At 46.3% G+C, this 26,111-nt stretch carries 29 protein-coding genes; 7 read left to right on the forward strand and 22 right to left on the reverse strand.

Annotated features, from left to right (window positions below; all coding sequences use genetic code 11):
* Positions 1–165: 165 nt before the first annotated feature.
* The 8 genes from OH459_RS18620 to OH459_RS18655 all read right to left on the reverse strand — a co-directional run bounded on the left by OH459_RS18620 (position 166) and on the right by OH459_RS18655 (position 6,820).
* Positions 166–588, reverse strand: coding sequence for a hypothetical protein (locus tag OH459_RS18620; protein ID WP_017188588.1), 423 nt, complete (start codon positions 586–588; stop codon positions 166–168).
* 172 nt (positions 589–760) lie between these two features.
* Positions 761–1,213, reverse strand: coding sequence for a hypothetical protein (locus tag OH459_RS18625; protein ID WP_005445358.1), 453 nt, complete (start codon positions 1,211–1,213; stop codon positions 761–763).
* A gap of 140 nt (positions 1,214–1,353) precedes the next feature.
* On the reverse strand, positions 1,354–1,599 hold the full coding sequence (locus tag OH459_RS18630; RefSeq protein WP_017188587.1) for a hypothetical protein: 246 nt from the start codon (positions 1,597–1,599) through the stop codon (positions 1,354–1,356).
* Between the two features lie 298 nt (positions 1,600–1,897).
* Entirely contained in the window at positions 1,898–2,611 is a 714-nt protein-coding gene (locus tag OH459_RS18635; RefSeq protein ID WP_017817323.1) for a class I SAM-dependent methyltransferase, read from the reverse strand.
* Between the two features lie 151 nt (positions 2,612–2,762).
* Complete coding sequence (locus OH459_RS18640; protein ID WP_009696921.1) at positions 2,763–3,164, reverse strand: GFA family protein; 402 nt, start codon at positions 3,162–3,164, stop codon at positions 2,763–2,765.
* Between the two features lie 168 nt (positions 3,165–3,332).
* Entirely contained in the window at positions 3,333–3,596 is a 264-nt protein-coding gene (locus tag OH459_RS18645; protein ID WP_053050442.1) for a DUF3012 domain-containing protein, read from the reverse strand.
* 161 nt (positions 3,597–3,757) lie between these two features.
* Positions 3,758–4,777 carry a type 2 isopentenyl-diphosphate Delta-isomerase gene (gene fni, locus OH459_RS18650; protein WP_269988027.1) on the reverse strand — a complete coding sequence of 340 codons (1,020 nt, stop codon included), beginning with the start codon at positions 4,775–4,777 and terminating at the stop codon, positions 3,758–3,760.
* A 249-nt stretch (positions 4,778–5,026) separates the two neighbouring features.
* The gene (locus OH459_RS18655; protein WP_269988029.1) at positions 5,027–6,820 is read right to left on the reverse strand and encodes a cation:proton antiporter; all 1,794 of its coding nucleotides are present in this window, start codon (positions 6,818–6,820) and stop codon (positions 5,027–5,029) included.
* A gap of 504 nt (positions 6,821–7,324) precedes the next feature.
* Here OH459_RS18655 and OH459_RS18660 point away from each other — a divergent pair.
* Positions 7,325–10,042, forward strand: a complete 2,718-nt coding sequence (locus OH459_RS18660; RefSeq protein ID WP_269988031.1) for a DUF2339 domain-containing protein — start codon at positions 7,325–7,327, stop codon at positions 10,040–10,042.
* Positions 10,043–10,281: 239 nt separating this feature from the next.
* Here OH459_RS18660 and OH459_RS18665 read toward each other — a convergent pair whose 3' ends face one another.
* Genes OH459_RS18665 through flgB form a run of 12 tightly spaced genes read right to left on the reverse strand, consistent with a single transcriptional unit; the run spans position 10,282 to position 20,302 of the window.
* The gene (locus OH459_RS18665; protein WP_005445367.1) at positions 10,282–11,322 is read right to left on the reverse strand and encodes a hypothetical protein; all 1,041 of its coding nucleotides are present in this window, start codon (positions 11,320–11,322) and stop codon (positions 10,282–10,284) included.
* A gap of 11 nt (positions 11,323–11,333) precedes the next feature.
* Positions 11,334–12,233 carry a flagellar hook-associated protein FlgL gene (gene flgL, locus OH459_RS18670; protein ID WP_005445368.1) on the reverse strand — a complete coding sequence of 300 codons (900 nt, stop codon included), beginning with the start codon at positions 12,231–12,233 and terminating at the stop codon, positions 11,334–11,336.
* Positions 12,234–12,245: 12 nt separating this feature from the next.
* Complete coding sequence (flgK, locus tag OH459_RS18675) at positions 12,246–13,619, reverse strand: flagellar hook-associated protein FlgK (RefSeq protein ID WP_269988033.1); 1,374 nt, start codon at positions 13,617–13,619, stop codon at positions 12,246–12,248.
* Positions 13,620–14,168, reverse strand: coding sequence for a rod-binding protein (locus OH459_RS18680; RefSeq protein ID WP_005445370.1), 549 nt, complete (start codon positions 14,166–14,168; stop codon positions 13,620–13,622). It lies immediately after the preceding gene.
* A gap of 10 nt (positions 14,169–14,178) precedes the next feature.
* A complete protein-coding gene (locus OH459_RS18685; RefSeq protein ID WP_005445371.1) occupies positions 14,179–15,300 on the reverse strand; it encodes a flagellar basal body P-ring protein FlgI in 1,122 nt (373 codons plus the stop codon).
* A complete protein-coding gene (gene flgH, locus OH459_RS18690) occupies positions 15,300–15,971 on the reverse strand; it encodes a flagellar basal body L-ring protein FlgH (protein WP_009696916.1) in 672 nt (223 codons plus the stop codon). Before flgH ends, OH459_RS18685 begins: the two co-directional genes overlap by 1 nt.
* Positions 15,972–16,003: 32 nt before the next feature.
* Entirely contained in the window at positions 16,004–16,789 is a 786-nt protein-coding gene (gene flgG, locus OH459_RS18695) for a flagellar basal-body rod protein FlgG (RefSeq protein WP_005445374.1), read from the reverse strand.
* Positions 16,790–16,849: 60 nt separating this feature from the next.
* Positions 16,850–17,581, reverse strand: coding sequence for a flagellar basal-body rod protein FlgF (gene flgF, locus OH459_RS18700; RefSeq protein ID WP_029789141.1), 732 nt, complete (start codon positions 17,579–17,581; stop codon positions 16,850–16,852).
* Positions 17,582–17,593: 12 nt separating this feature from the next.
* A complete protein-coding gene (gene flgE, locus OH459_RS18705; protein WP_005445376.1) occupies positions 17,594–18,793 on the reverse strand; it encodes a flagellar hook protein FlgE in 1,200 nt (399 codons plus the stop codon).
* 26 nt (positions 18,794–18,819) lie between these two features.
* A complete protein-coding gene (gene flgD, locus OH459_RS18710; protein WP_005445377.1) occupies positions 18,820–19,503 on the reverse strand; it encodes a flagellar hook assembly protein FlgD in 684 nt (227 codons plus the stop codon).
* The gene (flgC, locus tag OH459_RS18715; protein ID WP_005445378.1) at positions 19,503–19,937 is read right to left on the reverse strand and encodes a flagellar basal body rod protein FlgC; all 435 of its coding nucleotides are present in this window, start codon (positions 19,935–19,937) and stop codon (positions 19,503–19,505) included. The genes flgD and flgC overlap by 1 nt, the downstream gene beginning before the upstream one ends.
* A gap of 2 nt (positions 19,938–19,939) precedes the next feature.
* Positions 19,940–20,302: a flagellar basal body rod protein FlgB gene (gene flgB / locus OH459_RS18720; protein WP_005445380.1), complete on the reverse strand. Its 363-nt coding sequence runs from the start codon at positions 20,300–20,302 to the stop codon at positions 19,940–19,942.
* 78 nt (positions 20,303–20,380) lie between these two features.
* Here flgB and flgA point away from each other — a divergent pair, with 78 nt between their 5' ends.
* The 4 genes from flgA (at position 20,381) to OH459_RS18740 (ending at position 22,779) form a co-directional block, all read left to right on the forward strand.
* Entirely contained in the window at positions 20,381–21,178 is a 798-nt protein-coding gene (gene flgA, locus OH459_RS18725) for a flagellar basal body P-ring formation chaperone FlgA (RefSeq protein WP_017188579.1), read from the forward strand.
* A gap of 138 nt (positions 21,179–21,316) precedes the next feature.
* Positions 21,317–21,598, forward strand: a complete 282-nt coding sequence (gene flgM, locus OH459_RS18730) for a flagellar biosynthesis anti-sigma factor FlgM (protein WP_026000156.1) — start codon at positions 21,317–21,319, stop codon at positions 21,596–21,598.
* 22 nt (positions 21,599–21,620) lie between these two features.
* Positions 21,621–22,058, forward strand: a complete 438-nt coding sequence (gene flgN / locus OH459_RS18735) for a flagellar export chaperone FlgN (RefSeq protein WP_005445383.1) — start codon at positions 21,621–21,623, stop codon at positions 22,056–22,058.
* A gap of 43 nt (positions 22,059–22,101) precedes the next feature.
* Positions 22,102–22,779, forward strand: a complete 678-nt coding sequence (locus OH459_RS18740) for a lytic transglycosylase domain-containing protein (RefSeq protein ID WP_033002550.1) — start codon at positions 22,102–22,104, stop codon at positions 22,777–22,779.
* Positions 22,780–23,182: 403 nt separating this feature from the next.
* On the opposite strand, the gene OH459_RS18745 is transcribed toward OH459_RS18740, so the two are convergent.
* The gene (locus OH459_RS18745; RefSeq protein WP_269988040.1) at positions 23,183–23,701 is read right to left on the reverse strand and encodes an NUDIX hydrolase; all 519 of its coding nucleotides are present in this window, start codon (positions 23,699–23,701) and stop codon (positions 23,183–23,185) included.
* A 260-nt stretch (positions 23,702–23,961) separates the two neighbouring features.
* Between OH459_RS18745 and OH459_RS18750 the strand changes: the two genes are divergently transcribed.
* Both OH459_RS18750 and OH459_RS18755 read left to right on the forward strand, forming a co-directional pair.
* A complete protein-coding gene (locus OH459_RS18750; RefSeq protein ID WP_005445386.1) occupies positions 23,962–24,222 on the forward strand; it encodes a putative hemolysin in 261 nt (86 codons plus the stop codon).
* A gap of 259 nt (positions 24,223–24,481) precedes the next feature.
* Complete coding sequence (locus OH459_RS18755; protein ID WP_009696910.1) at positions 24,482–25,156, forward strand: hypothetical protein; 675 nt, start codon at positions 24,482–24,484, stop codon at positions 25,154–25,156.
* Positions 25,157–25,165: 9 nt separating this feature from the next.
* On the opposite strand, the gene OH459_RS18760 is transcribed toward OH459_RS18755, so the two are convergent.
* Positions 25,166–26,008 (reverse strand): YdcF family protein, encoded by an 843-nt coding sequence (locus OH459_RS18760; RefSeq protein WP_269988042.1) that lies wholly within the window; start codon positions 26,006–26,008, stop codon positions 25,166–25,168.
* Positions 26,009–26,111: the final 103 nt, after the last annotated feature.

A 26,111-nucleotide genomic window follows, 5' to 3' on the forward strand; every position in this document is an offset into this window, starting at 1 on the left:
TGCATATAAAACGAAAGTTCACGGTCCAATAAAAGTAAAAATGTAGAAATAAAGTCTGTATACCCAAGTGACTTCAAGATGCAGGACGAAGAAGATAGGCTCGAATAGCTGGCAAAAGGAAAATACCCACGACACATGCCATGGGTATTTCATTTTCCGGTTCGATTACATCACACACTCTTTGGCGGCTTGCGCTTTTTCGATGCCTTCTTCAATCAAAGATTTGGTTTCTTCACTACCGATCGATGACATTACTTTATCCATCACCTTATCCACCGTCGACTCTGAAGACGCTTCCACCAAACAAGCGTATGCGTTGGCAATATGCTCTTTTGCTTCAATCAAGGCTTGTGGATCACTGAAATCCACATTCATCGCTTCCTCTACAGATGCAGCTAACTGTTCTGCAGATTCAGCAGCATCACCAAACTGATCGAGATTGAATGCATCTTCTACCGATTCCATCTGCTCTTGAACCGTATCAATCGCTTTGTTTGCTGCTTCTTGTGCTTGGTCAATGGCTTTGCTTGCGTCATCACAGCCAGCCAGCGCCACTGCCAATACCATTATTGAGATTGTCTTTTTCATGTTTGTTCTTCTAACAAGTAAATCGCTCATCATCACAATACGTGATAAGCCAATAGATTTTAATTCAAGAGTTGTAAGAAGAGGAAACAGAAATACTTGAAAGCCCTAAAAACAAAAGCCGCTAAAACGAGCGGCTTTTGTTTTTATATTAACTTAACTGTTTAACCAACGGCTAAGCTATTCTACCGTGGCTAATCGCCATCATTTCATCATACGACCGTTGTAACGCATCAAATGTCCACTCGAAGTACACTCTTCGCTCCATCAGTGGCGCAATTTGATCGGCATAAAATGATTCAATAGTAAGATCAGAGTACTCAACTTGTAGGCTATCGCCGTCCGTCCCCCAATCTTCGTATTCACGATTACCAATGAGATCATAAAGATTGTTACTTAAGAAGCTGTATATCACTAAGAATGATTTTACTGCATCTTCAGAAAAGTTAAGCATGCCGGCAATCTGCGCCACGTCATACGACTTTTCTTTATCACCTTGGTTAATATCAAGCCTTACCAATTGGGTCTCCCACGTTGCCAATTCACCGTGGGAGTCCAAGACATGTTGATTCAGGGCTTCAAACACCTGAAAAAAGTCTTGGATCATTGCAATGTATTTGTCAGACATAACGTCCCTTATTGTATTTGGTGAACGGGCGATCTTCGCCGCCGTATTGTTGCTCACCCTAGCCAGTGGTTGTTAAAACGTAGACTACAAGTTGCAGCATTGCATACTGCCTCTGTAATCTTATTGTCATTTTTGAGTGATTAGTCAACTAATAGCGAAGGGTCATCAATGCCCATGTAATCACACAATTCACGCTTAATGCGGTGGAAGTCTTGGATTGAAACGAAGTAGTCGGCGTAATCAGTTTTGCCTTCAATACCAATATGAATCGATGTAAAAGTCTCAATTGCCGCGGTAATTTCAATGAAATCATTCGCAAGCGAGAACGTCACAACATGATCCATATTTAGGTAACGCCCTGACTCGATTTTTAATGCCTTCGCCATGATGATTTCCTACAGCCTAAAAGTAATAATGAAATTCGGTAACTGAACAACAGACCGATGAACAGCCACACAGTGACTGAAATTCTGCGCCAAGATTGACGTGAGACTATCATAAGCGCTCGCCTTCAAAATTAGAGCCAAACCGCACTTTCACTTGGATTTACTTACAAATGAAACATTTACCAAAAATCTGACCGCAAGTTCACAAACAAGGTAAAAAGCGCGTGTATTTCACAAAATATACAAACAAAAAGACCGCTGAATTAGCGGTCTTAAGAGGGTTCATAGGACAAGAGCATTAGATGTTGATTTGGTACATCGCGAAATAAGTATCCGCTTGGATAACATGCTTTTGGTTATGCTGTTTCAGCGCTTCAACAGCGTTTACAAATGGGTCATCTCCTGCAAATGCTTCCGCTAACTTGGAGTATCGCTTAGAAGACGAGAACAACACATGCGCCAGTTCTTCTGCACTGACTTCTAACTCTACTGTCTCTTTATAAACGTTGACCGCTTGAAACCCTTCACAATCACTGAAGTTGATAGCATGGTCGTAGTTGGATTCAACCAAGTCCATCTCGATACCAAGCTGCTCAAGAGATTTTTCTAGCAGCACTTCAAAATCATAAACCACGACATGTGCTTTAGGCTGGCAAACACGCTGTAGCTCTGCCAATAAAGCCGTTGACTTTGCATAAGAGAGCGAGCCAGCAAACGTCACCACATCCACGCTACTGTCTGAAAGAGGTACGTGTTCACCGTCACCAACATGATATTCAATACTTACTGATGGTTTGGCTTGTTCAATCATTGATGTGCTCGGGTCAACCCCATGAACCTGCTGACAGAACTTAGCCAAAGCAAACGTCGATACGCCCGTGCCGCAGCCGATATCCAACCCCAATTGAAACTGAGGTAACTCTTCCAAATTGGCTTGCAAAATCACTTGATGCAGTGGCGGACGATAAGCCGCGTAGTGCTTAGAAATGGCTTGGTTGTATTCTTCGCTCACTGATGTTCTCCCAAAAAACTGTCGATATTAACTAATCGTATAGTGTCGGATATTACTGCCACTCAAAAGCAAAAAGCCACTCAATTGAGTGGCTCTATCTCACAACTTTAAATCCTTAGCGATTTTGTACTAAACGCAGCAAGAAACCGACCTATAGCTTAGGCTCCGCTTCAAACTGTTTAAGCTCATCAGTAATCTCATTCCATGGCGCTTTCGAACCGACAAAAATGTGGAAACTCGGTTTGTCGGCAGGGATATCGTCAAGGATACCTAAACGAACATTCACAATACCGTTGTTCTTTTTCGAATAGAGGCTAGATCCGCAATGACGGCAGAATGAGAGTTCGGTATTTGCGCTCTTCTGATAGGTTTGGATATGCTCTTCACCTTCGATAACTATCAGCTTGTCGAGTGCAACACCTCCCGCCGATGAATAGTCAGAGCCCGTAAACTTGCGGCATTCAGAACAGTGACAATTGCCCATGTATTTGAATTCATCCGCAACTTCGATTTTTACCTTGCCACACAGACATGAACCTTTGAGTACTTCCATTTTTTAGTCCTTCTCTTATTGGAATTACGGTAACCATGCCAGTCCCATACAACGAAATAAAGATAAGTAAGTCAGGTTTGCAAAAATGGAACGAGAAATTGGAAGTAAAGAAACAGAAACACAAAAGCCGAGCATAGTGCTCGGCTTTCTCATTTTTGTTCGGTCAATTTAGAACACACAGTGTTTAGCAAAGTCTGTCGCTTCGTTTGCCGTCCACTCACCTTTCGGCTTGTCTTTTAGGTTCTTACACCACTGCTCGCTACCGATGCCATCTTGCAGAACGCAGTGCTTTGCAAAATCTACTGCGTTATCAGCGGTCCACTCTGTTTTAGACTTGTCACGCATGTCTTTACACCAAGCTTCTGTGCCCACTTCGTCAGTACATGCGGTAAGCGCTGTTGCCGCTAGCAGTAGCATTACCAATTTTTTCATAAATTCAGGTTCCACTTTCAATTGATGAATGGACTATACCCAAAATATCAGCGCAAGTGTTAAGACTCAGACAATTTATCGACGTTCACTCTGTAAAAGACGTGAAATTCGGCGAAATCAACCTAACTGTATCAATAAGCGAGTAAATATTAGCCGTTGAGCTAAAGACGACGAGCTTGGGTCAATGCTTGGAGATTTACAGAGCCGGTACCAAAGCACGCTAAACGCAGCTCTAATGCCATTTGTTCAAAGTGATCGACAACAGACTGTGTGCTGATTGTTGCGGCTTTTAATACCGCACCAGCTTGCCCAACTAGATTGGCACCCAGATGTATCGCCTTCGCGGCTTCTAAGCCGTTATGCACGCCGCCAGACGCAATTAAAGGTAAGTCAGGGTATTGAGCGTGAATTTGCTCTAAACACTTAGCCGTTGGAATGCCCCAGTCACGAAACAACTCAGCTGCGCGCTGCATCTTATTGTCTGTCTGACAGTAACCTTCGACCGCTGACCAACTTGTACCACCAGCGCCTGCAACATCAATCGCATCCACGCCCACTTCGACAAGTTGTTTCGCCACTGCGCCACTGATGCCAAAACCCACCTCTTTGATGATCATCGGGACATCAATGCGCTGTTTTAGCTGCTCAATCGATTTAAGCACACCAATCCAATCATGGTCGCCATTCTGTTGAAAAGCTTCTTGCATAGGGTTGAGATGCACAAATAAAGCGTCCGCTTGGATAAAGTCGACCGCACGTTGGGCGTTGTCGAGACGTTGTTTGTCTCTCAGTTGAGCGGCACCCAGGTTGGAATACAAAGGCACGCTCTTGGCGAGATCACGAATGGTTTTACCCAGACCTGAATGTAGGCTGTCTTCTAGGCTCACTCGCTGTGAGCCAACCCCCATCGCAATGCCCATTTCACTAGCCGCTTCTGCCAAACGACAGTTGATGATTTCTGCGTCTTTTGCGCCGCCAGTCATCGAACTGATCAAAAACGGCAACGCCAATGAATGACCAAGAAACTCGCTCGAAAGATCGATGGTGTTAAAGTCACATTCAGGCAATGCGCAATGCTCAAATTCGACAGACTCAAAGCCCGCCGTTTTGCTTTTCATGTTCATTTCATGATGTAAAACAGCGTCTAAATGTAAGTCTTTTCGATTAGATTGCGGAGCCATAATGTCACCCTAAAGTAAAACAGTCGCGCAGTATTGCGATCCTTGTCATTTACGTCAATGCGAAAATTCGGAAATTGAACAATTTATTCGCCGAATCGAGCCTTGTAGGCTCTGGTCTTATGACTAAGGAATCATATTACGGAGCAGCGTTTAAAACACTGCGCCTCACTGCTCTATTAAGCTTGGGTAACGATTAACAATGTTGCCACTCCGATGTGCCAAGAGTGGCAGTTCTATACGCCATTTGAGCTATTGAGTCTCGACCGATTGAATAAGCGCCACCACAGTGCTGGTTGTAGGCGGTTTGAACTGGTCTGGATCATCACAGAATTGAATTTTGCCCTTCTCTTCAACATGGAAAAGCGGAATCACCAAATTGTCTTTGTGGTGATCAAGGTAATCTTGGTAGGTGAAACTCTCGCTTAGCTTGGTGTGTTTGATTTCTGCCCCTTGGCTCAACAAACTTGCCATTTGGGTGTAACTGACGTTGCCACCCATCAGCAATTTGCCGTGATACTCTTCGGCAACCGAGTGTTTTTCATTGCCGTTAGATTTGGTTTTCTGCAGGCAATGTACTTTATCTTCGCCAAACTCGCCGACAAATTGCATACAAGCCATGATATTGAAGTGTTGGTCTGGCGTCAGTGCCACAACTTGCCCAATGCCAATTAGATTCAGGTTATCATCCGCATGGCTAGAGATCGGGTTACCGTAGTAATGGTCTAAGCCCAACATGCGAACTTGGCTGATGTAATCCCAGTTAGAATCGGTGAGCAGAACTTTGCGATCGTATCTCGCCAGTGCTTTTCCTATCTCTTGCGCCACTCGGTTTGCGCCAATCAATAGAAAGCCTCTCGGTGCTGGCTCAGCCACGCCCAACACTTTAGCCATAGGGCGAGCCGTAGCACTTTGTAGTACCACGGTGCCGATGATCACCATGAAGGTCATTGGCACCAACAGCATGGCTTCTGAAATGCCATATTCTGTCAGCTTGATAGCAAACAGAGACGAGATGGATGCTGCAACAATACCGCGCGGCGCAACCCAAGAGAGGAACAGCTTATCCTTGAAGGTTAAGTTACTGCGAATAGTTGAAGCGAAAATCGAAAGTGGACGCGATACCAACTGCATGAAAACAAACAACATTACCGCACCAATGCCAAGCGCGGCAAAGTCATCAAGACTGATTCGAGCCGCTAAGAAGATGAACAACCCGGTGATCAACAAGATGGTTAAGTGTTCTTTAAAGTGCAGGATCTGCTGAATGTTGATGCCCTTTGCATTTGCTAACCACATGCCCATAACGGTAACCGTCAGTAGCCCTGCTTCCGATTCCATTTGGTTAGAAATCGAGAACACACCGAGCACCACCATCAATACCGCAAATGGCTGAAGGTATTCCGGCAACCAAGCTCGGCGCAAAACGGTAGATACCGCAGCACCGGAGGCAACACCAAGAATCAAACCCACCGCAATGATGGTACCGAATACTTCGATACTGTTTACGGCATTGTGCGAGACAATAAACTCGTACACCATCACCACAAACAGCGCGCCTAGTGGGTCAATGAGAATGCCTTCCCAACGCAGAATATTGGCAAGTTTGGAGCTTGGGCGCACGGTCCTTAGCAATGGTACGATCACCGTTGGACCAGTAACTACGGTTAAACTGGCGAATAAAATCGCAAGCTCCCAAGTAAAGTTAAGGAAATAGTGCGTCGCCACACTGGTTGCCACCCAAGAGATGATTGCGCCGACAGACACGATGCTCCACACCGAACCGCTCACACCACGGATCTCTTTAAAGTTAAGGGTTAAACTGCCCTCAAATAGAATCACCGCCACAGCGAGGGAAACTAAGGGGAAGAGTAAATCCCCGAGAATGTCATCTGGATTGAGCCATTGTAGAATCGGACCAACAATGATCCCTGCTAATAGCAAGAACAGAATGGCAGGTAAGCGCATTCGCCACGCCAACCATTGACAACCTAAACCGATAACCCCAACCGCCGACAGCACCAGCGCCTCGTTGCCCACTTGCATTTATCATCACCTAATTTGTTATTGTTATGGTGAGCTTTCGCCCAAAACCAATTAACTCTATAAAAAAGATTAGTTTAGTGTGAATGCTCCGCCAGTTTTCGTTCAAATATGCGACTCTCCCTCAAAATTCTCGGTCTGTGTTGTATACCCAAGTAACCTCGAGATGCTCGGTTCAGCGAGAATGACTGGGTTTGTAGACGCGGCGGCGATTTAAAGGTCTAGCGGGTCTAAATCAAGAATCGACAACAAAGTATACAAACCCAGTCAACTCGCCCTTTGGGAGCGTGTCATTGACCCGATTGCTGCGTCAAACAACTTGGAAAGAGCGGGCTATTACGCTACGTTGTTTTCCTTGCTTGCTTTCGGTAAAAACAGAGAATCAATGACAACGCTCTGAATCCTGCATCTTGAAGTCACTTGGGTATATATCCCGTTAGCTTGCCACACAGTGAACTAAACTTAGCTAAGTTGCTCAAAGTTAAGGGTTCTCAAACAAGGAAGGGAGTGCAACAGTTGTTAATCTCATTGGCGGTCATCTTGGCGGTTTGTGCCATAGTCATCACATGGAAAGCAGTCGGTCGAATATCAAGGCTCGAAGACGAAGTGTCTCTGCTTCATAAAGAACTGACAGAGCTGCGTGCGCGTTGGTTTGAGGGAGATACATCAACGACTCCACAGCCTGAGCATAAGGTTACAGCAGCACTGCATGCGTCAACACCACCAGACAGTCTCGTACCACCTAATGATCCGGAGCCTAAATCAGATCCAGAGCCAATAACTGCGCCTCTAGCCGCCAAAGAAATGCCACAACCAATTGTTGAGCCGAGCCTCCCGTCACTCGACGAAGTGCACATTGGTGGTTTAGCCCATAGCAGTGAATCCGTTTTTGAGAAGCAAGCCAATAAACTGCTGACCAACATCCAAGAAAATTGGTTAGTTTGGGTTGGCGCGCTCGCCATGCTGATTGGTGGCGGTTACCTCGTGCAAGTGATTGGCAGTCATATCGAGTTCTCACCAATCATGCGCGTGACCATCGCATTCTCAATCTCCCTTGCTACCGTGATAGCAGGTGAGTGGTTCCATCGCCGTGAGCAAAAATCCTCAGACCGAGCAGAACGAGCGAAAGGTTTTACTTACGTGCCTGCTGCCATTACCGGAACAGGGTTAACAGGGATTTACTGCACGGTGATCTTTGCGTTTGTCTTCTATCAACTATTATCGCCTAGTGCATCGCTGCTGATCTTAGCGGGCGCCGCATTTTCGAGCTTAGCTCTCTCCCTGCGCCAGGGACCTTTAATGGCTGTACTTGGTTTGATCGGCGGCTACTCCGCGCCCCTGTGGATTGGCGGCGCAGAGCCCAACTATTACTTGCTCGCGGGCTATATCACTGCGATTTCAGTTGCAGCGACTTTGTTAATGCAAAAGATCCGACACGCTTGGATTTCACCATCGATGACCGTGCCGCATGTTTTGTGGATGCTTCTGCTGATCGAAAGCATACCAATAGAGCAACTATTCTCTTGGCTTACGCTCTTCCTTTCACTCAGTTTGTACCTGTTGTTTGTCGTACCAAGAATGGGCTGGATGCTCAAACCGCGTTACCGTCATTGCCAAGGTAAGTGGACACATCCGCCAACAGGCATTGCTCTGGCTGTCACATTGTTAATGCTGTCGGCATTGGCTCGCATGTCCAGCGTTGATACCGCAGAGATGGTTTACTTCTATGTGTTCTTTATTGCCATGATTTGGCTACCAGCCGTTCGAAAGGCTTGGTCGTTAAGAATCTTTTTACCATCAATTTTGGTGGCTTCTACCGCAATCATGCTGCTTTCTATCGCGCTTGAGTCTATCTATATGGCAGAGGGGCAAACACCAGTATTGGTTGCGCTCGGTGTCAGTATTGCGTTGATTGCACTGCGAACGTTATTCCAGACACTAGCAGGTGATCACTCACGGCTGACCGGTATCCTCTTCCTTGTTCTTGCCCCAGCAATGACATTGATTACCCTGCTCTACGCGTACGAGTTTATGAGTCGTCATGTTTTTGCTTGGACACTCTTCACCGCCGTGATTGCGGTTTATTACGCCTTACTCGGACAGAAATTCAAAGCTCTGGCGCTGGAGTGTTCAGCTATCATGCACGCCATCATTGCAGGAACGGCTTTTGTTTGGCTCAATGACACATGGCTTACGACTGCCATTTCGATTCAAGTGGCAGTAATGGCATTACAGACTCAAGCCAACCTGTTCCGCCCTGCAAGTTGGGCAGTGAAAGTTACCATGGGGATCTTGGTCATGCGTCTGACTTTGCTACCATTCATTCCAGAGTGGCAACCCGTTAATGCTGGGCACTGGGCTTGGGTATTGATCAGTTACTTGCCGTCTTTGGCGATTCTTGCTTACGCTCGTACTGTATTACATCACTCAGATACAGAACTCGCCAATTGGTTTGAAGGTGCATTTTTACACGTGTTCTTGATGGCAGTGTTCACTCAGACCAACTACTGGCTGACGGGGCAATACGGCTACCTTGGCTACGTCGATTTCACTTCTGCCATTGTGTTTGCCAACCAAGCATTAGTGATGGGATTGGTTTACAGCTATCGCAGCAAGTTCGCGCAACAATTAGAACGTGTTTATCAAGCTTACAGCTACCTACTTTGGGGCGTCTTTGTTGTGTTGGTGTTGCTACTCAATAGCCTTGAATCACCGTTGATGGTCAATAATGTTTCCGCTGAGTCCATGCCTGTATTTAACATGCTATCACTCGGCTGGCTACTGCCTGCAATTATTTTGCTAGTAACTACTTACAAACACTGGGACACATTGCAAATCCCACGTCCTATTGTTGCTAGCTTTGGTCTTATATTAACGGCAGCTTGGCTAGGTATGTCGATTCGCCAATTCTGGCAGCCTATCTCGATGACGCTAGCTCAACCAACGGGTATGGCAGAGCTGTTTACCTACTCGATTGCTGGTTTGATTGTCGGCGGCTTACTCACTTGGGTAGGCGCAACACGTAAAGCGATGACGATTCAACGCATTGGTTTGGCAGTGTTGGCGTGCATCGCGCTTAAGGTGTTCTTGTGGGATGTAAGCTCACTAGATGGCTTCTGGCGAGCGGTTAGCTTCTTGGGGTTAGGGGCGTCACTGATTGGACTTGGGTGGTTGTTCCAAAAACTCCATCGTTCGGTTGCAGGACCTGTTGAGCAAGCAGAATAGTGTTTGAACAAAGAAAGAGATTCCCGACGTCGCTCTCGGGAATGACCCAGAAGAGTATTGAGCGGTTGACGAATTCTAAAGCGGAATACGCGCCTAATGATCGTCTTTTCAGAGTTGAGGAATTAAGTGTCTGGAATCTCTCTTTTAATCGCGAACTAGAAAGGCGATTCCCAACTCTTTTCTGGTTTTTGAAACCACATATAGAATCGAGAAGGGAATCTTGGAGTGTTCTTGAAAGGTTATTTCAGGAGCGCCACAACCGTATGGCGACGCACATTCGCTTGTGCATTTAGCGCTTGGAACGTTGAGGTAAATTGATCTGACGTTGCCATAAATCCATCGAGTTTCGAATTCACATCCTCAGCACTCATCTGGTTAGATTTACTTTGCACCGAACGCATCTGAGCACTCAACTCACCGTGAAAAGCTTTGGCTTCTTCCAAACTGGTTTGCACTTGTCTTAAATGCTGATTCACCTTGGCAATAGTTTGTTTGATGCCATCGCGAGAACCTAGGTCAAAGCTTAACTCTGCAATACCGTCAGGTTCCGATTTTAGGTTCAGAACATTAGCGTGCCCCGCTGGGAATCGATGCCCTTCACCCGTCACCAATACCTTTTGCTGCATTTGCTGATAAGCAGTATCGCGCGCTTCAAATAAAATAGTGCCGTCTTCCGCCAGTGATGCGCGCATTCCCATCGCAATCAAACTGCGATCGAGCATTTTCACCGTACGCGCACCATCCGCCTGACCGTCAAACTGGATCATCACCGATTGACCCTGCGGAAAATCCAAGCGAATTTGCTCTGCTTTTTCACTCAAACGATGTACGTTCAAACCCGGGATAGAGAAGCGGCGAATATCGGCTTTATCCAGTTTTAGGTGCAGTTCGTTATCAATCACCTTTTGTCCATCAAAACGCGCCTGATCAACCACTTGTTGAATGGACGTTTTGGAGCGAACTAAGCTGTCTTGCAAACCGGGGACGTTCTGTGTTCCTTGGCTAACGGCTTGGGTCAAACCTCGCTTAATTTGAGTCAGCTCTCTACCAATCACTTGCAGCGATTTTGATGCGATCTGCACAGCGGTTGCTTGTTGCTGACCTTGAGTAAGCTGAATACCGGAAACAGAATAGGCTGACGCGGTGTCAGCCTGAACTTGCCTAGGACGCGGTTTAATCGCACTGCTCGTATCCGCTGAGCGGGTCGGCATGATAGAGGCTTGTTCTTGCCCACCTAAGCGTATACTGTGGGGTCTTACCTCTACTGTGCTCATCACCATATAAAACTTCCTTAAATACGATCAAACAGGTTGAGATCGTTGATCTTAACGTAGCTAGCTTGCGTTGCTTGTAACGCTGCCATGTAGTTGCTCAAACGTACTGATGCTTCACCGTAATCGAGCGCAGACAAATCGTTCGTCACTTTATCAACAAACAGCTTATTTTCGCCGTGAGCTCCATCCATCAGATCTAGGTTGTTGTGGCGTCCACCAATCTCTGTGATAGCACCTAATACGTTTGCAGAGGTATCATCAATGGCAGCAAGGCTAGCGTCCACTTCAGCTCGAAAATTCGGACTCGGCTTCTCAAATTCTGCAATTAAAGCATCAAGTTGGTTCAGCACATTGTCGCCACTGCCAAGCTCTAAAATGTCTTTAGCGGTCATGTTGGATTCCATGGTGACGCCTTTAGCAACCGTCACAACACGCTTATCGCTGTTGCCGTCTACTTGGTAAACACCGCCCCCGTTACTCACCGCTGGTTTGTCGGTTTGAGTGCCTGAAAACAAGTAATGACCTTCTTCGTCTTGTGCATTAAAGGACGACTGTATGGCGTCTCGGTAGCTTTTTAGTTCGGTAACCATGCCGCTGCGGTCATCATCGGTTAACGAGCCATTTGCCCCCCAAAGCACCAAATCGCGAACACTTTTCAGGCTTTCATTCACAGAATCCAAATGTGTTTCTTGCGCAGAAAGCGTCGTTTTCAGATTGGCAATATTGCTTTGGTACTGACCGATTGCGCTGTTTTCACGCTCAAGGTTAAGTAGCTTAATGGACGCCATTGGATCGTCTGAAAGCTTGGTCAGTCGATTACCTGTCGACATTTGTTGTAGCACATTCCCCAAGCCTGCGTTGTTGGTTTGCAGACTTTGCAGCATCATTTGGCTAAATTGAGTGTCACTGATTCGCATATCGAGTTCCCTTTAGAAAAGCTGCAATACAGCATCGAAAAGTTGGTTAGCTGTGCTAATGACTTTCATATTGGCATTGTGTGCGTTAGCAAACGTCATCAAGTTCGCCGCTTCTTCATTACTGTTAACCGCACTAACATTATCGCGTGCCGCGTGAGCTTGCTTGTTCATTGCGGTTTTTGCTTCATAATCTGCCGCAGCTTGGCGCGCTTTAATCGCCGTTTCACCAACCATTGCGGTAAATGCATCGTTCAAGCTCAAAGAACCAAAACCTGTAATGGAGACCGGTTTGTTGCTCAACTTAATCAAGTTATTCAGTACGTCGGCATTACCTGGCGCGCCATCACTTGAGAATGCCAATTCCTCTGCGCTGATTCCCGTAATTTTTAAGCTAGATGAAGGGTTTGCTGGGTCGTAACTGAACAAAGGTTTACCCGGGTTACCTTTAAGGTCTTTACCCGTCGCAAGTACCGCGTTGTACTCGTCTGCCATCGCCTTTGCCATATCGTCCAGTGCCACTTGGTTTGGCATTAGGATTTCTGTTTGATAGTCGTTAATCGCTCCCAATTTGCCGCCGACAGATTGATCGAGACCAAAACTTTGAGAAGCAAACTCAACATTTAAATCAGCAAGATAAGGATCGGAAGGATTTGGCTTCGACGTTAGCTGACCGTAATCAGTCCCCATCACCAAAGGCTGACCTGAAGCGAGTGTCACTTGCATGCTTCCATCAGCTTGATCCGTTGTCTTGATTTCAACGATCTGAGAGAGCTCACCAATCAAAACATCACGAGTATCCATTAGCTGAGCCGGGTTACCGCCCGTTCCCTGCATTTCGACAATCTGTTTGTTTATGTGAGCAATGTTCGTCATCAAGCTATTGGCATGATTTAACGCCGCATTACGTTGCTCACTCATGTCTTTATGCTGATTATGAAGCGACTCGGTTAACGTATTGAAGCGACGCGCTAACGCTTCTGATTCGTTGATAATTTGCTGACGGTATGGAATTGATTCTGGTTTTACTGTGGCATCATTCAAAGCTGCGTTAAGCGAATCCAAGCCCGCAGAAATACTAAAACCATCAGCGCCAAGCGTACTTTCAAGCTGGCTCATTGCGGTAGTGTAACCACTTGAGTATGACGCTAGGCTGTTTGTCGACCAAGTCTGTTTGACCAAAAACTGGTCTGTTACGCGGCGAATACTTGTGACTTCAACACCAATGCCCGGACTGAGCTTGTTGTACTTACCATCCCCTACAGATGCCATAAGCGCTTGTTGACGGCTGTATCCTGGCGTATTGATGTTTGCCACGTTTTGTGCCGTCACTTCAAGTGCGACTTGGTTTGCGTTCAAGCCTGAAAGGCCGATATTAACAAGGTTCATTTACAGCTCCATTTTTCTGATCAGCGGCTGAGTAAACGCGGTCGTCATACCGGCTTCACCGAGCACTTGTTTAACAGAGGCGACCACTTGCTGCACGGAATTAACTGCATCAGTGACTGTGGCGATATCATCACTTTCAAGTTGTGACTTGCGTTCAAGCGAGGTCACTTTTCCATCATTCGCCGAAGAGATACTGCGTGATTGGTCGAATGCTACCTCACGCATTGATGGGCTTAGCTGTTGAACCAGCATATTGGCAATGCCCGCATTTTGCTTTTTAGCAAGCTCCATTGCCAGTTGACCGTCATACATATCGCGAAACACACCTTGTTGTTGGCTAGCAAACGGACTGTCTTTGTCAGCCAACACGTCACTACTGCTGCGCATTTGACGAAGCACCATTTGCAGAAACATGGCTTCAAACTGACCTGCAACCACTTCCAAGGCACCTTCTTGATCACGGCTTCTCTTGATGTTCGCTAGCGCACTATTGTCGTGATACAACATGGAGCTCAGTTTGGCTTGATCGTTACTGGTATCTAATTTCATCTCAAACTCCTTAAATCACGACAAGCTCGGCATTCAACGCACCCGCTTCACTGAGCGCTTGCAGAATCGACATCAGATCCGTCGGTGTTGCACCTAAGCTATTCACTGCATTGACGATGGTGTTCAGCTCCGTTCCCGGCGGCCATATCACCATTTGCGCAAGCTCTTCATCAACGTTAATTTGCGTTTGATCTATGACTTTTGTATCACCACCAGCAAAGGCGTTCGGCTGGCTAACTTGCTGCGATTCCGATATACGGACAGTCAAGTTACCGTGGCTAACTGCCGCTTCGCCCACTTTGACATTTTTACCGATGACAACGGTGCCAGTACGAGAGTTGAAAACAATTCGAGCCGGTTTACGACCTTCTTCCACGCTCATCTCTTCTAGCATCGACATCATGGTTACACGCTGCTGGGTATCCATTGGTGCTCGCATTTCAACGCGTGCTTTGTTGATTGCTTTCGCTACATTTGGACCAAAGGTGTTGTTGATTTCGCGGGCGATGTTTTTTGCGGTAGTGAAACTTGGTTTACGAAGGTTTAACGTGATTTCACCACGCTGGTTAAAGTCTGTTTCGATTTCTCGCTCCAACGTTGCACCGTTTGGAACACGACCTGCAGTTGGTGTGTTCACTTCTACCTTGGAGCCGCTTTTGCCTTCTGCCGATAAGCCGCCAACTACCACACTACCTTGAGCGATGGCATAAACTTCACCATCAATACCGCGCAGTGGTGTAAGTAATAGCGTACCGCCACGTAAGCTTTTCGCGTCACCAATTGAAGAGACTACGACGTCGAGTGTTTGACCAGGTCCCGCCATTGGATCTACCGATGCAGTAACACTCACCGATGCCACGTTACGTAGTTTCGGGTTCATGCTGTCATCAATTTGTACACCAAATTGGCGTAACATGTTGGTAATCGATTGAGCAGTGAATTTGACTTGGTTCCGGTCACCTTGACCTGCCAAGCCCACTACCAAACCGTAGCCGACCAATTGGTTTTCTCGGATGCCCTGAACATCCACCAAGTCCATGATCGGAATTTCCACTTCAGCTTGCGAAGTGGCAGGAAGTCCCAAGGTCAATGCCAATAGGAAAGAAGAAAAGAATGCGTTAATTGGCTTCATTAGAATGGTACCCATGGGCTGTTGAAGAACTGCGTCAGCCACCCAGCTGCATTGCTGTCAGCTAATGCGCCGCGACCTGCATAGGTGATACGAGCATCTGCAATACGCTGAGAAGAAACTTGGTTGCTACGGTTGATATCATCAACACGCACGATGCCAGTTAGGCGAATAAATTCATCGCCTTGGTTAAGTCGCAACCACTTTTCACCGCTAATACGAAGCACACCATTTGGTAGCACTTCATGCACAGTAACCGTGATTGCACCCTGTAATTTGTTGCCCTGTGAACTAGAAGCGCTGCCATCAAAATTACGGCTACCGTCCACGCTTACACCCAATTCATCGATGGTTTTAGTGCCAATGGTTGGCGCAACAAAATTTACAGTGGAGCTTTTACCAAACTTAGTGCCTGCTTTTTTGCTGGATTCCGTCTCTTCCGATAGCTGCACCGTCAAGACATCACCAACACGGTAGGCACGTCGGTCTTGGAATAACGTCATGGTGTATTGGTGACGATAAAGGCTACCTGAGTTTGCTTCTGGCAAGGTGTAATCCAACACCGGCGGCGCGTATTCCTCTGCATTTGGTTCAGGCGGAATAAACTCCTGACGCCCAGCACATCCCACCAGCAACACGACGGCAACTGCCCAACTTTTCGAAAGCCATTTCATTGCTTTTTCCTTCATCATCACCAATTTCTTACCTACATTGCCTGTGCGACAAACTTCAGCATGTCATCCGCTGCAGAAACGACTTTTGCGTTCATTTCGTATGCGCGCTGAGTTGTGATCATGTCGACCATCTCTTCAACAACTTGCACGTTAGAGCCTTCTAAAGCCCCTTGCTTAATGCTGCCCGCGCCATCTTCACCTGCGATTAACTCGTCAGCTGGTCCGCTTGCTGCTGTTTCACGGAACAAGTTGCCACCCACTGCTTCTAAGCCTGCTGGGTTAATGAACTTAGCCAGAGTGATTTGCCCTAGTTGTTGCGGCGTCGGGTCATCTGCTGACGTGGTTGTTACCGTGCCATCCACACCAACAGAGAATGAAATGGCGTTATCTGGGATCTGAATTTGAGGCTCTAGTGGTAGACCTTGACTGTTCACCATCAAACCTTCTGAGTTGATATGGAACTGACCATTTCGGGTGTACATGATCTGACCGTCAGAGTTTTCGATTTGGAAAAAGCCCTGACCCATTACCGCCAAGTCGAACTCACCAGTCGTGTTTTGCGTGTTACCTTGTGTGAAGACTTTTTGCGTCCCCACAACACGAACACCAGAACCCAACTGAACACCGGTTGGTAGCTCGTTAACTTGGTCCACTTGCGCGCCTGGCTGACGCTGAATGCTGTAGAACAGGTCTTCAAACACTACTCGGTCACGCTTAAAGCCGACCGTGTTGACGTTTGCTAGGTTGTTCGAGATGGCAGTCATTTTTGTATCTTGAGCTGCCATGCCCGTTTTACTTACCCATAATGCTGAATGCATTGGTTATCTCCTTTGTGGCAGGAATTATCTAGAAGCACGATTTACGTTGAGCAAAAAGTGTTATCTCGCTGCCATCAATTTGTTTCCGGCTTGCGCCAAGGTTTCTGCGGTTTTCATCATGCGAACTTGCATCTCGAAGTTGCGCGTCAGTGACATCACGCTGAGTAGTTCATCGATGGCTGAAACGTTACTACCTTCGATATGCTCTGGTGCCAATTGCACCGTTTCATCAGCGACAAAAGGCACACCATCAACACTGTGCAGTAAGCTGTCGCTTTCTTTCTGAAGTTGGTTAATGGCAGGTTTCACCATTTTTAAAGTGCCAACTTCAACTTCTGCACCACCGCCCGGTGGGATCACAGACACGCGACCGCGCTCACTGATCTCAATCTTTTGAAAATCAGGCACGATCATTGGTCCGTTTTCACCTACAACGGGAAATCCATTGATACTCATGGCACCAAACGTATCGATTTTGATGTTACCCGCACGCGTGTAAGCCTCATTTCCAGCCGGTGTTTCTACTGTTAGGTAGCCTTCACCCATGATCGCAACGTCTAAGGGGCGTCCCGTTTTCATGATGTCGCCAGAATCAAAACGCGTCGATGCAGAGTTCGTCACTACCATGGTGCGACCATCAAAGCCCGCACCTTGCAATTCAACGCTTCGTACACGTTCCATATCCGCACGGAAACCAGCGGTGTCGGCGTTCGATAAGTTGTTAGAACGAACGTGCTGAGCCTTAAGAACTCGGCTCGCACCAGACGTTGCAGTAAATAACAAGCTATCCATGCAATACTCCCATTACACTGCGTTGAACAGAGCTTGAGTTAGCTTGTCGTTGGTTGAGATGGTTTTGGCGTTCGCTTGGTAGTTACGCTGCGCCGTCATTAGCGCGACAAGCTCACTGGTTAAGTCAACGTTAGAACCTTCCAATGCACCCGGAGTAAGGTCACCCAGTGTACCTGTACCCGGAACGCCCATGATCGGCGCACCAGAGCTAAAGCTTTGTGTCCAAGCGGTACCGCTCACTTTCGATAGACCTTGCGTGTTAGCAAAGTCCGCAAGCACTACTTGACCTTGAAGTTGAGATTGACCATTGGTGTACGTCGCGTAAACCATGCCGTTGTCTTCCACTCGAACGCCAGCAAGTTCACCCGATGTGTAACCATTTGGATTATTGGTGCTCACGCCAAATGCAGCACCAAACTGAGTACTACCTGAAAGGCTAATATCAACGCTCATTGCGTTTGCACCCGCGGCTGGGAATGCCACATTAAATGCGCCAGCAGGAGAAGCCAGCGTACCATCGGTATTAAATTGAACGGTTTGAGCTGTTGCAGGAGTCGTAGGCGCGCCATCCACTTCTACATTCACTTGCCATTCGTTATCTGACGTTTTAGTGAAGTACTGAGTCACCGTATGGGAATTGCCTAGCGAGTCGAAAACCTTGGTGGTGTAAGAAGAGTTGAATGATTTAGGGTCCGAAGAATTAAATGGATAAACCGCTTGATCAATCTTGGTCGCACTTGCATCGAAGTTAGCAACAAATTCTAAGCTGCTTGTTGCTTTAGCACTCAGAGAAGAAGTGGATACCTTGATATCGCCGACTGAACCTGTTTGCAGGTTATTATTGTTGTCAACGCTGTAGCCTTGTAGTTTGGTTCCGTTGTTCGCGGTAACGAAATTGTTCTTATCTGTGCTAAATACACCAGCACGGGTGTAGAGCATTTGACCCATAGAGTCTTTGGTCACAAAGAAACCGTTGCCGTTAATTGCTAGGTCCATTGCTCTGCCAGTACCCGTTACAGAACCGTTTTTTTCGAAGTTCTGAGAGATTGACGCCACTTCTACGCCGCCTGGCTGCATGCCGTTGTAAACCGCCGCGAATTCGGTACGACCGCCTTTGAAACCATACGTCGAAGCGTTAGCAATGTTATGACTGATGGTGTTCAATTCTGTATTGGTCGCGTCCAGACCACTAAGTGCGATGTTAAAACTCATAAATAACCTCTGATTTCCTTATTTGGTTAAGCACCAAACTGAGTAATTTGATAGAAAGGAACGTTGCCAACGCCTTGAACATTGACCAGTGCTGAGCCACCTGAGCTTGGAATACGAACCTGCTCAACCGTGCCTGCCAGCAAAACTTTCGGGCTTTTCTGCCCATCTTGAACTTCCACCGCAACGGTGTACTTACCCGGTTTCAAACCGAGCTCTTCAGGATTAATGGAGAATTCCAAATCACCAGCAGCGTGCGCGCCAAGAGGCACTTTCGTTGATTGACCAAACTGGTCTTTCACCACTAGCGTTACTTGGTTAGAACCATGTTCTAGTTCTATCTTGCCGTTTTGCGCGCCTTCACCGAGTTCAAACTCATTCGATGAAACGTACACGGTTTGACCAACCAAACCAGCGGTCGAAAGCACTTGCATGTTGTCGAGTAACACCATGCTGTTTTGCATCAACTTCGACATGTTTTCGGTACTCTGCACCTGAGAAAACTGCGCAAGTTGACCAACGTACTCGGTTCCGTCTAACGGGTTTAGTGGGTCTTGGTTTTGAATTTGTGCCACCATCAACGAGATAAACTCATTTTGCAGTGAGCTGGCACTGTTCATATCTGATGGGTTGGCGGAAACACTTGCGTCACTGCCAGACTTGGTTGTTACCGGCTTATCGGAAGACAGTGGGGTGTATTGTGCGATACTCATTAGCTACCCTGCCCTAATCGAAGCAGACCTTGCTGCATGCTTTTCACATTCGCCAATACCTCGACATTGGTCTCGAAGCTGCGTGTCGCTGACATCATGTCTGCCATTTCTGACACCACATCAATATCCGGGTAGTACACGTAACCTTCATCGTTTGCCAATGGGTTATTAGGTTCGAAGCGCTTCTCTGCCTGCCCTGCATTTTTCACAACATCCACAATGCGAACTTCTGCATTTGGATAAGCACTGTTCTCTGTTGCCATTTGCGTTTTTTGATACACAGTTGCAAACACAGGTTTAAGTGCCTTGTAGGCATCATCTGGGTTGGCAGACACCGCATCGGCGTTTGCAAGGTTACTGGCTACCGTGTTCAGACGAACGGTTTGCGCCGTCATCGCTGAGCCAGTGATCGAATAGATATCAGTAAATGACATGTTTAACGTCCCTCAATCGCTTTCGCCAAGCCACTGAATTTCATGTTGAGAAACGTCAGGCTGGTTTGAAAGTCCATGTTGTTTTGTGTGAATTTGGCTTGTTCAACACCAAGTTCCACGGTGTTGCCGTCTTTGCTGTTTTGGTAAGGCACTGAATATTGCGCCTCTACCTGAAACTTCGGCACTGATTTGCTCACACTTCCCGTCGACATATTGTTCATCACGGTGGTGAAGCTCAGGTCCTTTGCCAAGTACCCTGGGGTATCAACATTTGCTAGGTTACTGGCGAGGACTTTGGTACGCTGAACGCGAAAATTAAGTGCCTCTGGATGTACACCTAACGCATTTTCGAATGTGATCGCCATGCATCTTTCCTTCAAGTCGGCTCGAATACGCCAAGAATGAAACAAGATGCGTGCCATAAAAATTAACTATAAAAATCAATGAATTACAAACAAGGAAGGAAGCCTCGCTTCCGGTTTACGGAAACCACTCAAAACAAGGGGAAAGGTCGATTTCCCCAAATTATGCTGCTTTGTGGTTTGGTTTTGAGTGCCAGTTCGATAAGTGCCGCTGCCGCTGAGAAAACCCTCACGGCGAACGAACTAAAAGTCACCGTCAGTGAACAATTTGAGCAAGAAGTCGCACAAATCGCGCGTTCACACCATTGGGGAACCTATCAGCTCGAATATCGTATTTGGGTTCCGGGTTCTGCCAATCACTTGCCCGCCTGTACGTCGCCTTTGGTCATCGCAGGACGAGATAATCGCCCACTGCCTGTTGGCAATTTGAAGCGCGCGGTCAGTTGTGAGGACATCACCTCTCCTTGGCGAATCAACGTTACAATCAAATCTGCAGTGACACTCCCTGTCCTCGTTGCGACCAGCACAATTGGGCGTAACGAAACGATCTCCGCGACTCATTTAAAATCTGAAACGCGCACGATTTCGCGCCAAGACGACTTCTACACACAAGTGAGCCAAGCGGTAGGATTGGAGACCTCTCGCCGTATTCGCGCCGGACAAATTATTGATCCTTCAAACCTAAGCTCCCCTGCTCTGGTTGAGAAAGGCAACGAGGTGATTATTGTTGCGAGCAAAGATGGATTTAGCGCCAGTACCAAAGGCGTCGCCCTAGAACAGGGAAGGAAAGGTCAGCAGATCGATGTAGAAAACATCAGCTCTGGCAAAGTGATACGAGCAGTCGTGACAGGGTTAAATCAAGTACATACTCAGTTCTGATTTTGGACTCAGGTTATCATTTTTTGATTTTTACACTCGTCAGCACAGGTGAACTTCGAGTACAAAAAATAAATATTTAATGTTCATCACACCCTAGTCGCCTATTCGATTTAGAACATGATGATTGAGGACAACAGCATGAAAATCGACAAAGTCGCGGGCGGTCATGTCCCACAAACGAAATTCCAGCAAGCAAGCAAGAAGCCTGTCGAAACCATCGCACAGAGCAAAACTAGCGAGCCAGCATTCCAAGCTAACACTGCCGCCATCGATCGCGCTCAAGCAGAAATGAAATCACTGCCAGACGTAGATATGGCAAAGGTTGAAGAGATCCGCAACGCATTAGCACGTGGTGAACTGAATCTGGATACCAAAGCACTATCCAAAGCAGTAATGCAGTTCCACACTGGTCACGAGTAACGCAGCGCACTAGGAGTCATGCATGGCAACGGCCGCATCGCAGCACATTCAACAATTTGTTCGTTCCCTAGCGGAAGACATTAAACTCTACCAGCAATTGCTAGAGCTTATTCAGCAACAAAAAACGCTGTATTTGAAGTTTGATGGGGAATCGCTTAGCGAGAACATTCAAAAGCAAACGCCAATTTTGAATCGACTTAGTCGCTCGGCGAGTGAAAGAAGTCAGTTGATGCGCTCGCTTGGACTCCCTTGCAACGAAACCAGTGTGAATCGAATTTTCAATGCTCTGCCTGCTAAAATTGGCACGCAAGCAAGAAAACAATGGGCGCTGTTGGAAACCTTGGTAAAACAATGCCAAACGGACAATCAGAGCAACGGTCAAAGCTCTGCGGCGTTCCAAGAGTTGGTCAGTCAACTCAAGCAACCTGTGCAACACACTTATGAAGAGCGTTCGTTCTAAACAATTCTCGCCTTGCCTACAGAATCTTCCTCCATCCAGGTCGATTACTGTGGGCTTTTTTGCGTTTTGGCTCACCTGCTTTTCTTCTCTCTCAATAGCCAAACCCAACGAAGAAACCATTACCCAACAATATCAAGTGCTCGCGCCCTACCAGAGCCAAATTGCCAAACGTCTCGATTCTGTTCGCCCATTGCTCGATCATATTTTCAAACAGCTTAAGCAGCAGTCGTTACCGCCCACATTCGTTTTGTTGCCCATGTTGGAATCGTCTTATAACCCTCAAGCCGTCTCACATGCGAATGCTGCGGGTCTATGGCAATTAATCCCTGCCACAGCGACACGATTTGGTTTACAAGTATCAGACACCGATGATGAACGGTTTGATACCAAAGCCAGCACTCAAGCGGCGTTGAAATACTTGGCGTTCCTGTATGAGAAGTTTGATCAAGACTTGGCACTGACTCTAGCAGCTTACAACGCGGGCGAGGGACGCGTATCAAGGGCGATGAAAAATGCGGGTAGTCGAAATTTTGATGCGCTCACTTTACCCAATGAAACACAAGAGTACGTCAACCGCTTCTACGCACTAGAGCGCTTGGTTGATGTACAACAACTTCGTACGGATTCTTTTCAGCCTTTGCTGTTATTTTCCGACCAGTCATCTATCTACACCAAACCGCTTATAGACCTTAGTCGATTACCACCTCTGGTCGAATTGTGACACCTATCACTAAAACTCGACAATGTCAGGTGTTCGTAAAAATACAAGATCCTGTACTGCCAATTTGCAAACTCGTGATCTCGATGCAAACGCGTGCATAAAAGTTAAGGTAATGTATCTCAAAGATAAGAAAGAGCAGTGGTTTGCTGATAATTCACCAATTTGTGCTTGTGTATTGAGTAGAGATGCATCACATTACGGGTGCAAATTCAGTGAAATGCAATGGTTAGACCTATTAATTATTTACACAACAAATATAAAACCGCTATTGTTTTTACAGATTGAAACAAAATACAGAATATCGAGATGACGCTTCGCTTGCGCGTCTGGAATAAGTCCGGGTTCCGGGGGGGAGCTCGGACTTTTTTATTGGCTGGAAGTTACAACTTTGATCGGAGGGTGATTACAACAACTCTTTTGCGATTAGTTGGAGCAAGAAGGTTTCGCGTTCAATGCTCATTCCTTTCTTTGGGCTTTCTGCCATCGTCTTTTCATTATGCGCAATCGCATCATGCACATTCATCCAAACTGGACGCATGCCGTTTTTCACTTCGTAATCTTCATAAGACGTTTCACCTAGCTCACGGTCAATCTTGCACGTGTAGCAGTATGACGTCATGTGCATCACATCCGCATCGTCTTTGTACCAAGGAAGAAACTCTTCAAAGATACCAAATGGCTTAATGTTGTGAATGTTTTTCGCACCAGTTTCTTCTTCAAGTTCACGAACCAAACCTGCAATCACGTCTTCGCCTTCATCAATACCACCACCCGGCAGAGTGTAGTCGTGGTAACGTTCAGTGTAGAGGAGAAGAACATCTTCACCATCAAGCACAATGGCACGTGCTGCATTACGCTGAAAGATGATTTTGTCATCCAAATGTTCGATGTCTGGGTGCGTAGTTGTTTTTAAGTGTCTCATCGCAGGATCCGCTGTGAATGTTTTGCGCGCATACTACCGAAATTCATAACTATTCCCAAGTTTCAATTTGCGCAAGCCTACAACAATGCCACCCAAGATAACCTTGAGATACTTGGATATACAGACGAACAGTGAGCAAATTCTAAAATTACACAGAATTCCCTTTCAAGCGTCGTGCTTTTAACAAACATAAGACAGTATTTTTCTTAAACTCTCCTATAATCAACACACTACTCGTAATTCCCACGCGGAGATCAAGAATGAAAAAGACGGCTTTAGTAACGGCAGTGGCGGCAGCAATGGTGTTGGCAGGTTGTTCTACTTATGAAGGTGCAACTCGCTCAAACGAATACACATCAGCAGCAAACCCAGCAGCAGTATACTGCGTGCAGCAAGGTGGTGAACTAGATACAGTGACAGAAAACGGTGAACGCGTAACTTACTGCCTATTGTCTGAAAATGAGCGTGTTGAGCAATGGGAATATTACCGTAAAAACCACAAAGAAGACGCTGAGTCGTAATGGTTAACATTTACGCAATCTAAGATTGCACAATCCACAACAAAGGAGCTTCATGCTCCTTTTTATTTTATCTAAACATTCCAGATTTCTGACACTTAGTCCTTTATTTACCAGCCTTACCGCATAGCGACACCATATCGAACGCCGTTTTATTTCTGACATTCCTCTGACATTACTTTCCACTTGGGCAATAAAATTTCTCGCGCACATCACGAAATTTCACGTTTTTTCCACATTTTTATTGGAGCGGGTGGTCAGGATGAAAATAGATACTGTCAAACAAGTCGAATCGGCACAATCCAACCTTGTTGAAGACTCAAAAATTACTGAAGAATCAAAGCGCGTTATCTACAAAGCGATGTTGAGTGCATTGACCATCATCGCGATTAGTATTTTAGTGAACCTGAGTATTCGCGTAGATTACGTTCTACTGGGCTCAAGCTTGGGTGAAACATCCATCACTGAAACGCTACAACTGATCATGTTAGCCGTCGCTTCTTGGTCGTTCTATCGCGTTTCCAAGCAAGAAGCTCACTTATCGCACGCCGCGATCCTTATCTCTGGCTTTTTTGCGGTATTGATGATCCGCGAAATGGATTACTGGTTTGATATGATTCACCATGGCTCTTGGGTATTCCCAGCCTTAGCAGTAACAGCACTCGCATGTGCAAAAGCTTACCAAGGTGGTAAAGGTACCGTGAATCAGATGGCGGTTATACTTCAGTCGCCATACATGAAACTGCTCATTGGCTCTGTTGTTTTATTGGTGGTATTTTCTCGCTTATACGGAATGGGAAGTTTCTGGCAACACGTTATGGGTGAGCACTACGTGCGTGATGTGAAAAACATCTCTGAAGAAGGCATCGAGCTATTGTGCTACAGCCTTATTGCACTAAGCGCAGTTCGTACTCGTCGTGAACTTAAACGCCAGTAAACCTGAGTTTCATTCCGATACACTCGCTTCTGGGTCAAGGCGTTGATTTAACGCCGTGAGTATCGGATGAAACACAGCCAACGCTTGTTGCGCTGCAAAAACTGAATCATCAAAGGCCGTCATTTCGATGGCCTTTTTCATCTCTGCGATTTGGTTTTTAACGTCTTGTGTTAAAGGCAAAGTTTGGAGTTTTTCTATTGCTTTTAAAGCTATCGCTAATGGTTTCGCTTGTACTTGAGCCAAGTCTCGCTTAAATGCCTTGTTTTTCACCCCTTCCAAATAAACACGATAAGTCGTCAGTTCATCAAATAAAAGAAACGCATCTGCCTGAGTGCCTGAGTTTGGATATGGCACACTGATATGCTCAGCGATATCTAGTGAAACAGTGAGCTCTATTCCCATGTCTGCACAACGCGATTTCAATACTCGTAATAAGCCTTGTTCATCCATCAAGGTTTGGATCTCAATAATGCGCTCTAAATGGTAGTCATTGGAAAGCAGTATGACTTCGATAGCTTGTCCCATTGGACATAACCCACTTTTCAGTAGCTCTTTTGCCGCATTTTGCATGTTCTGCACGGTATTCAGGGAACGATTCTCGATGATGACTTGCTGATCAGGAAAGTCGATTCCCCTAACCTTGGTTAGCTGACCAAAATACTGATACATCGCATCCGCTTCAGAGATCGTTTGACCATGAGTGACCCCTCCACAAAAAACCAATGCCGTCGACTCAAAATCCCATTGGTTTAAAACGGAAACTAAAGCTTCCACACGTGAGCGCCCTTCAGCACTGAGCTGATCATGCACCAAACGCTTACCTAGAATGATCACTACCTTGTTTAACTTCATTACCGAGATCTCAATTACTCATACTTTCGCGAACAATTTGTATACAAAAATTTGCTTTGCCAATACTCTTTCAGGCATTAACATCTAATTAACAATGTCGTTC

It is taken from the genome of Vibrio sp. MM46 (genome assembly GCF_027587135.1).
GTDB lineage: Bacteria > Pseudomonadota > Gammaproteobacteria > Enterobacterales > Vibrionaceae > Vibrio > Vibrio harveyi.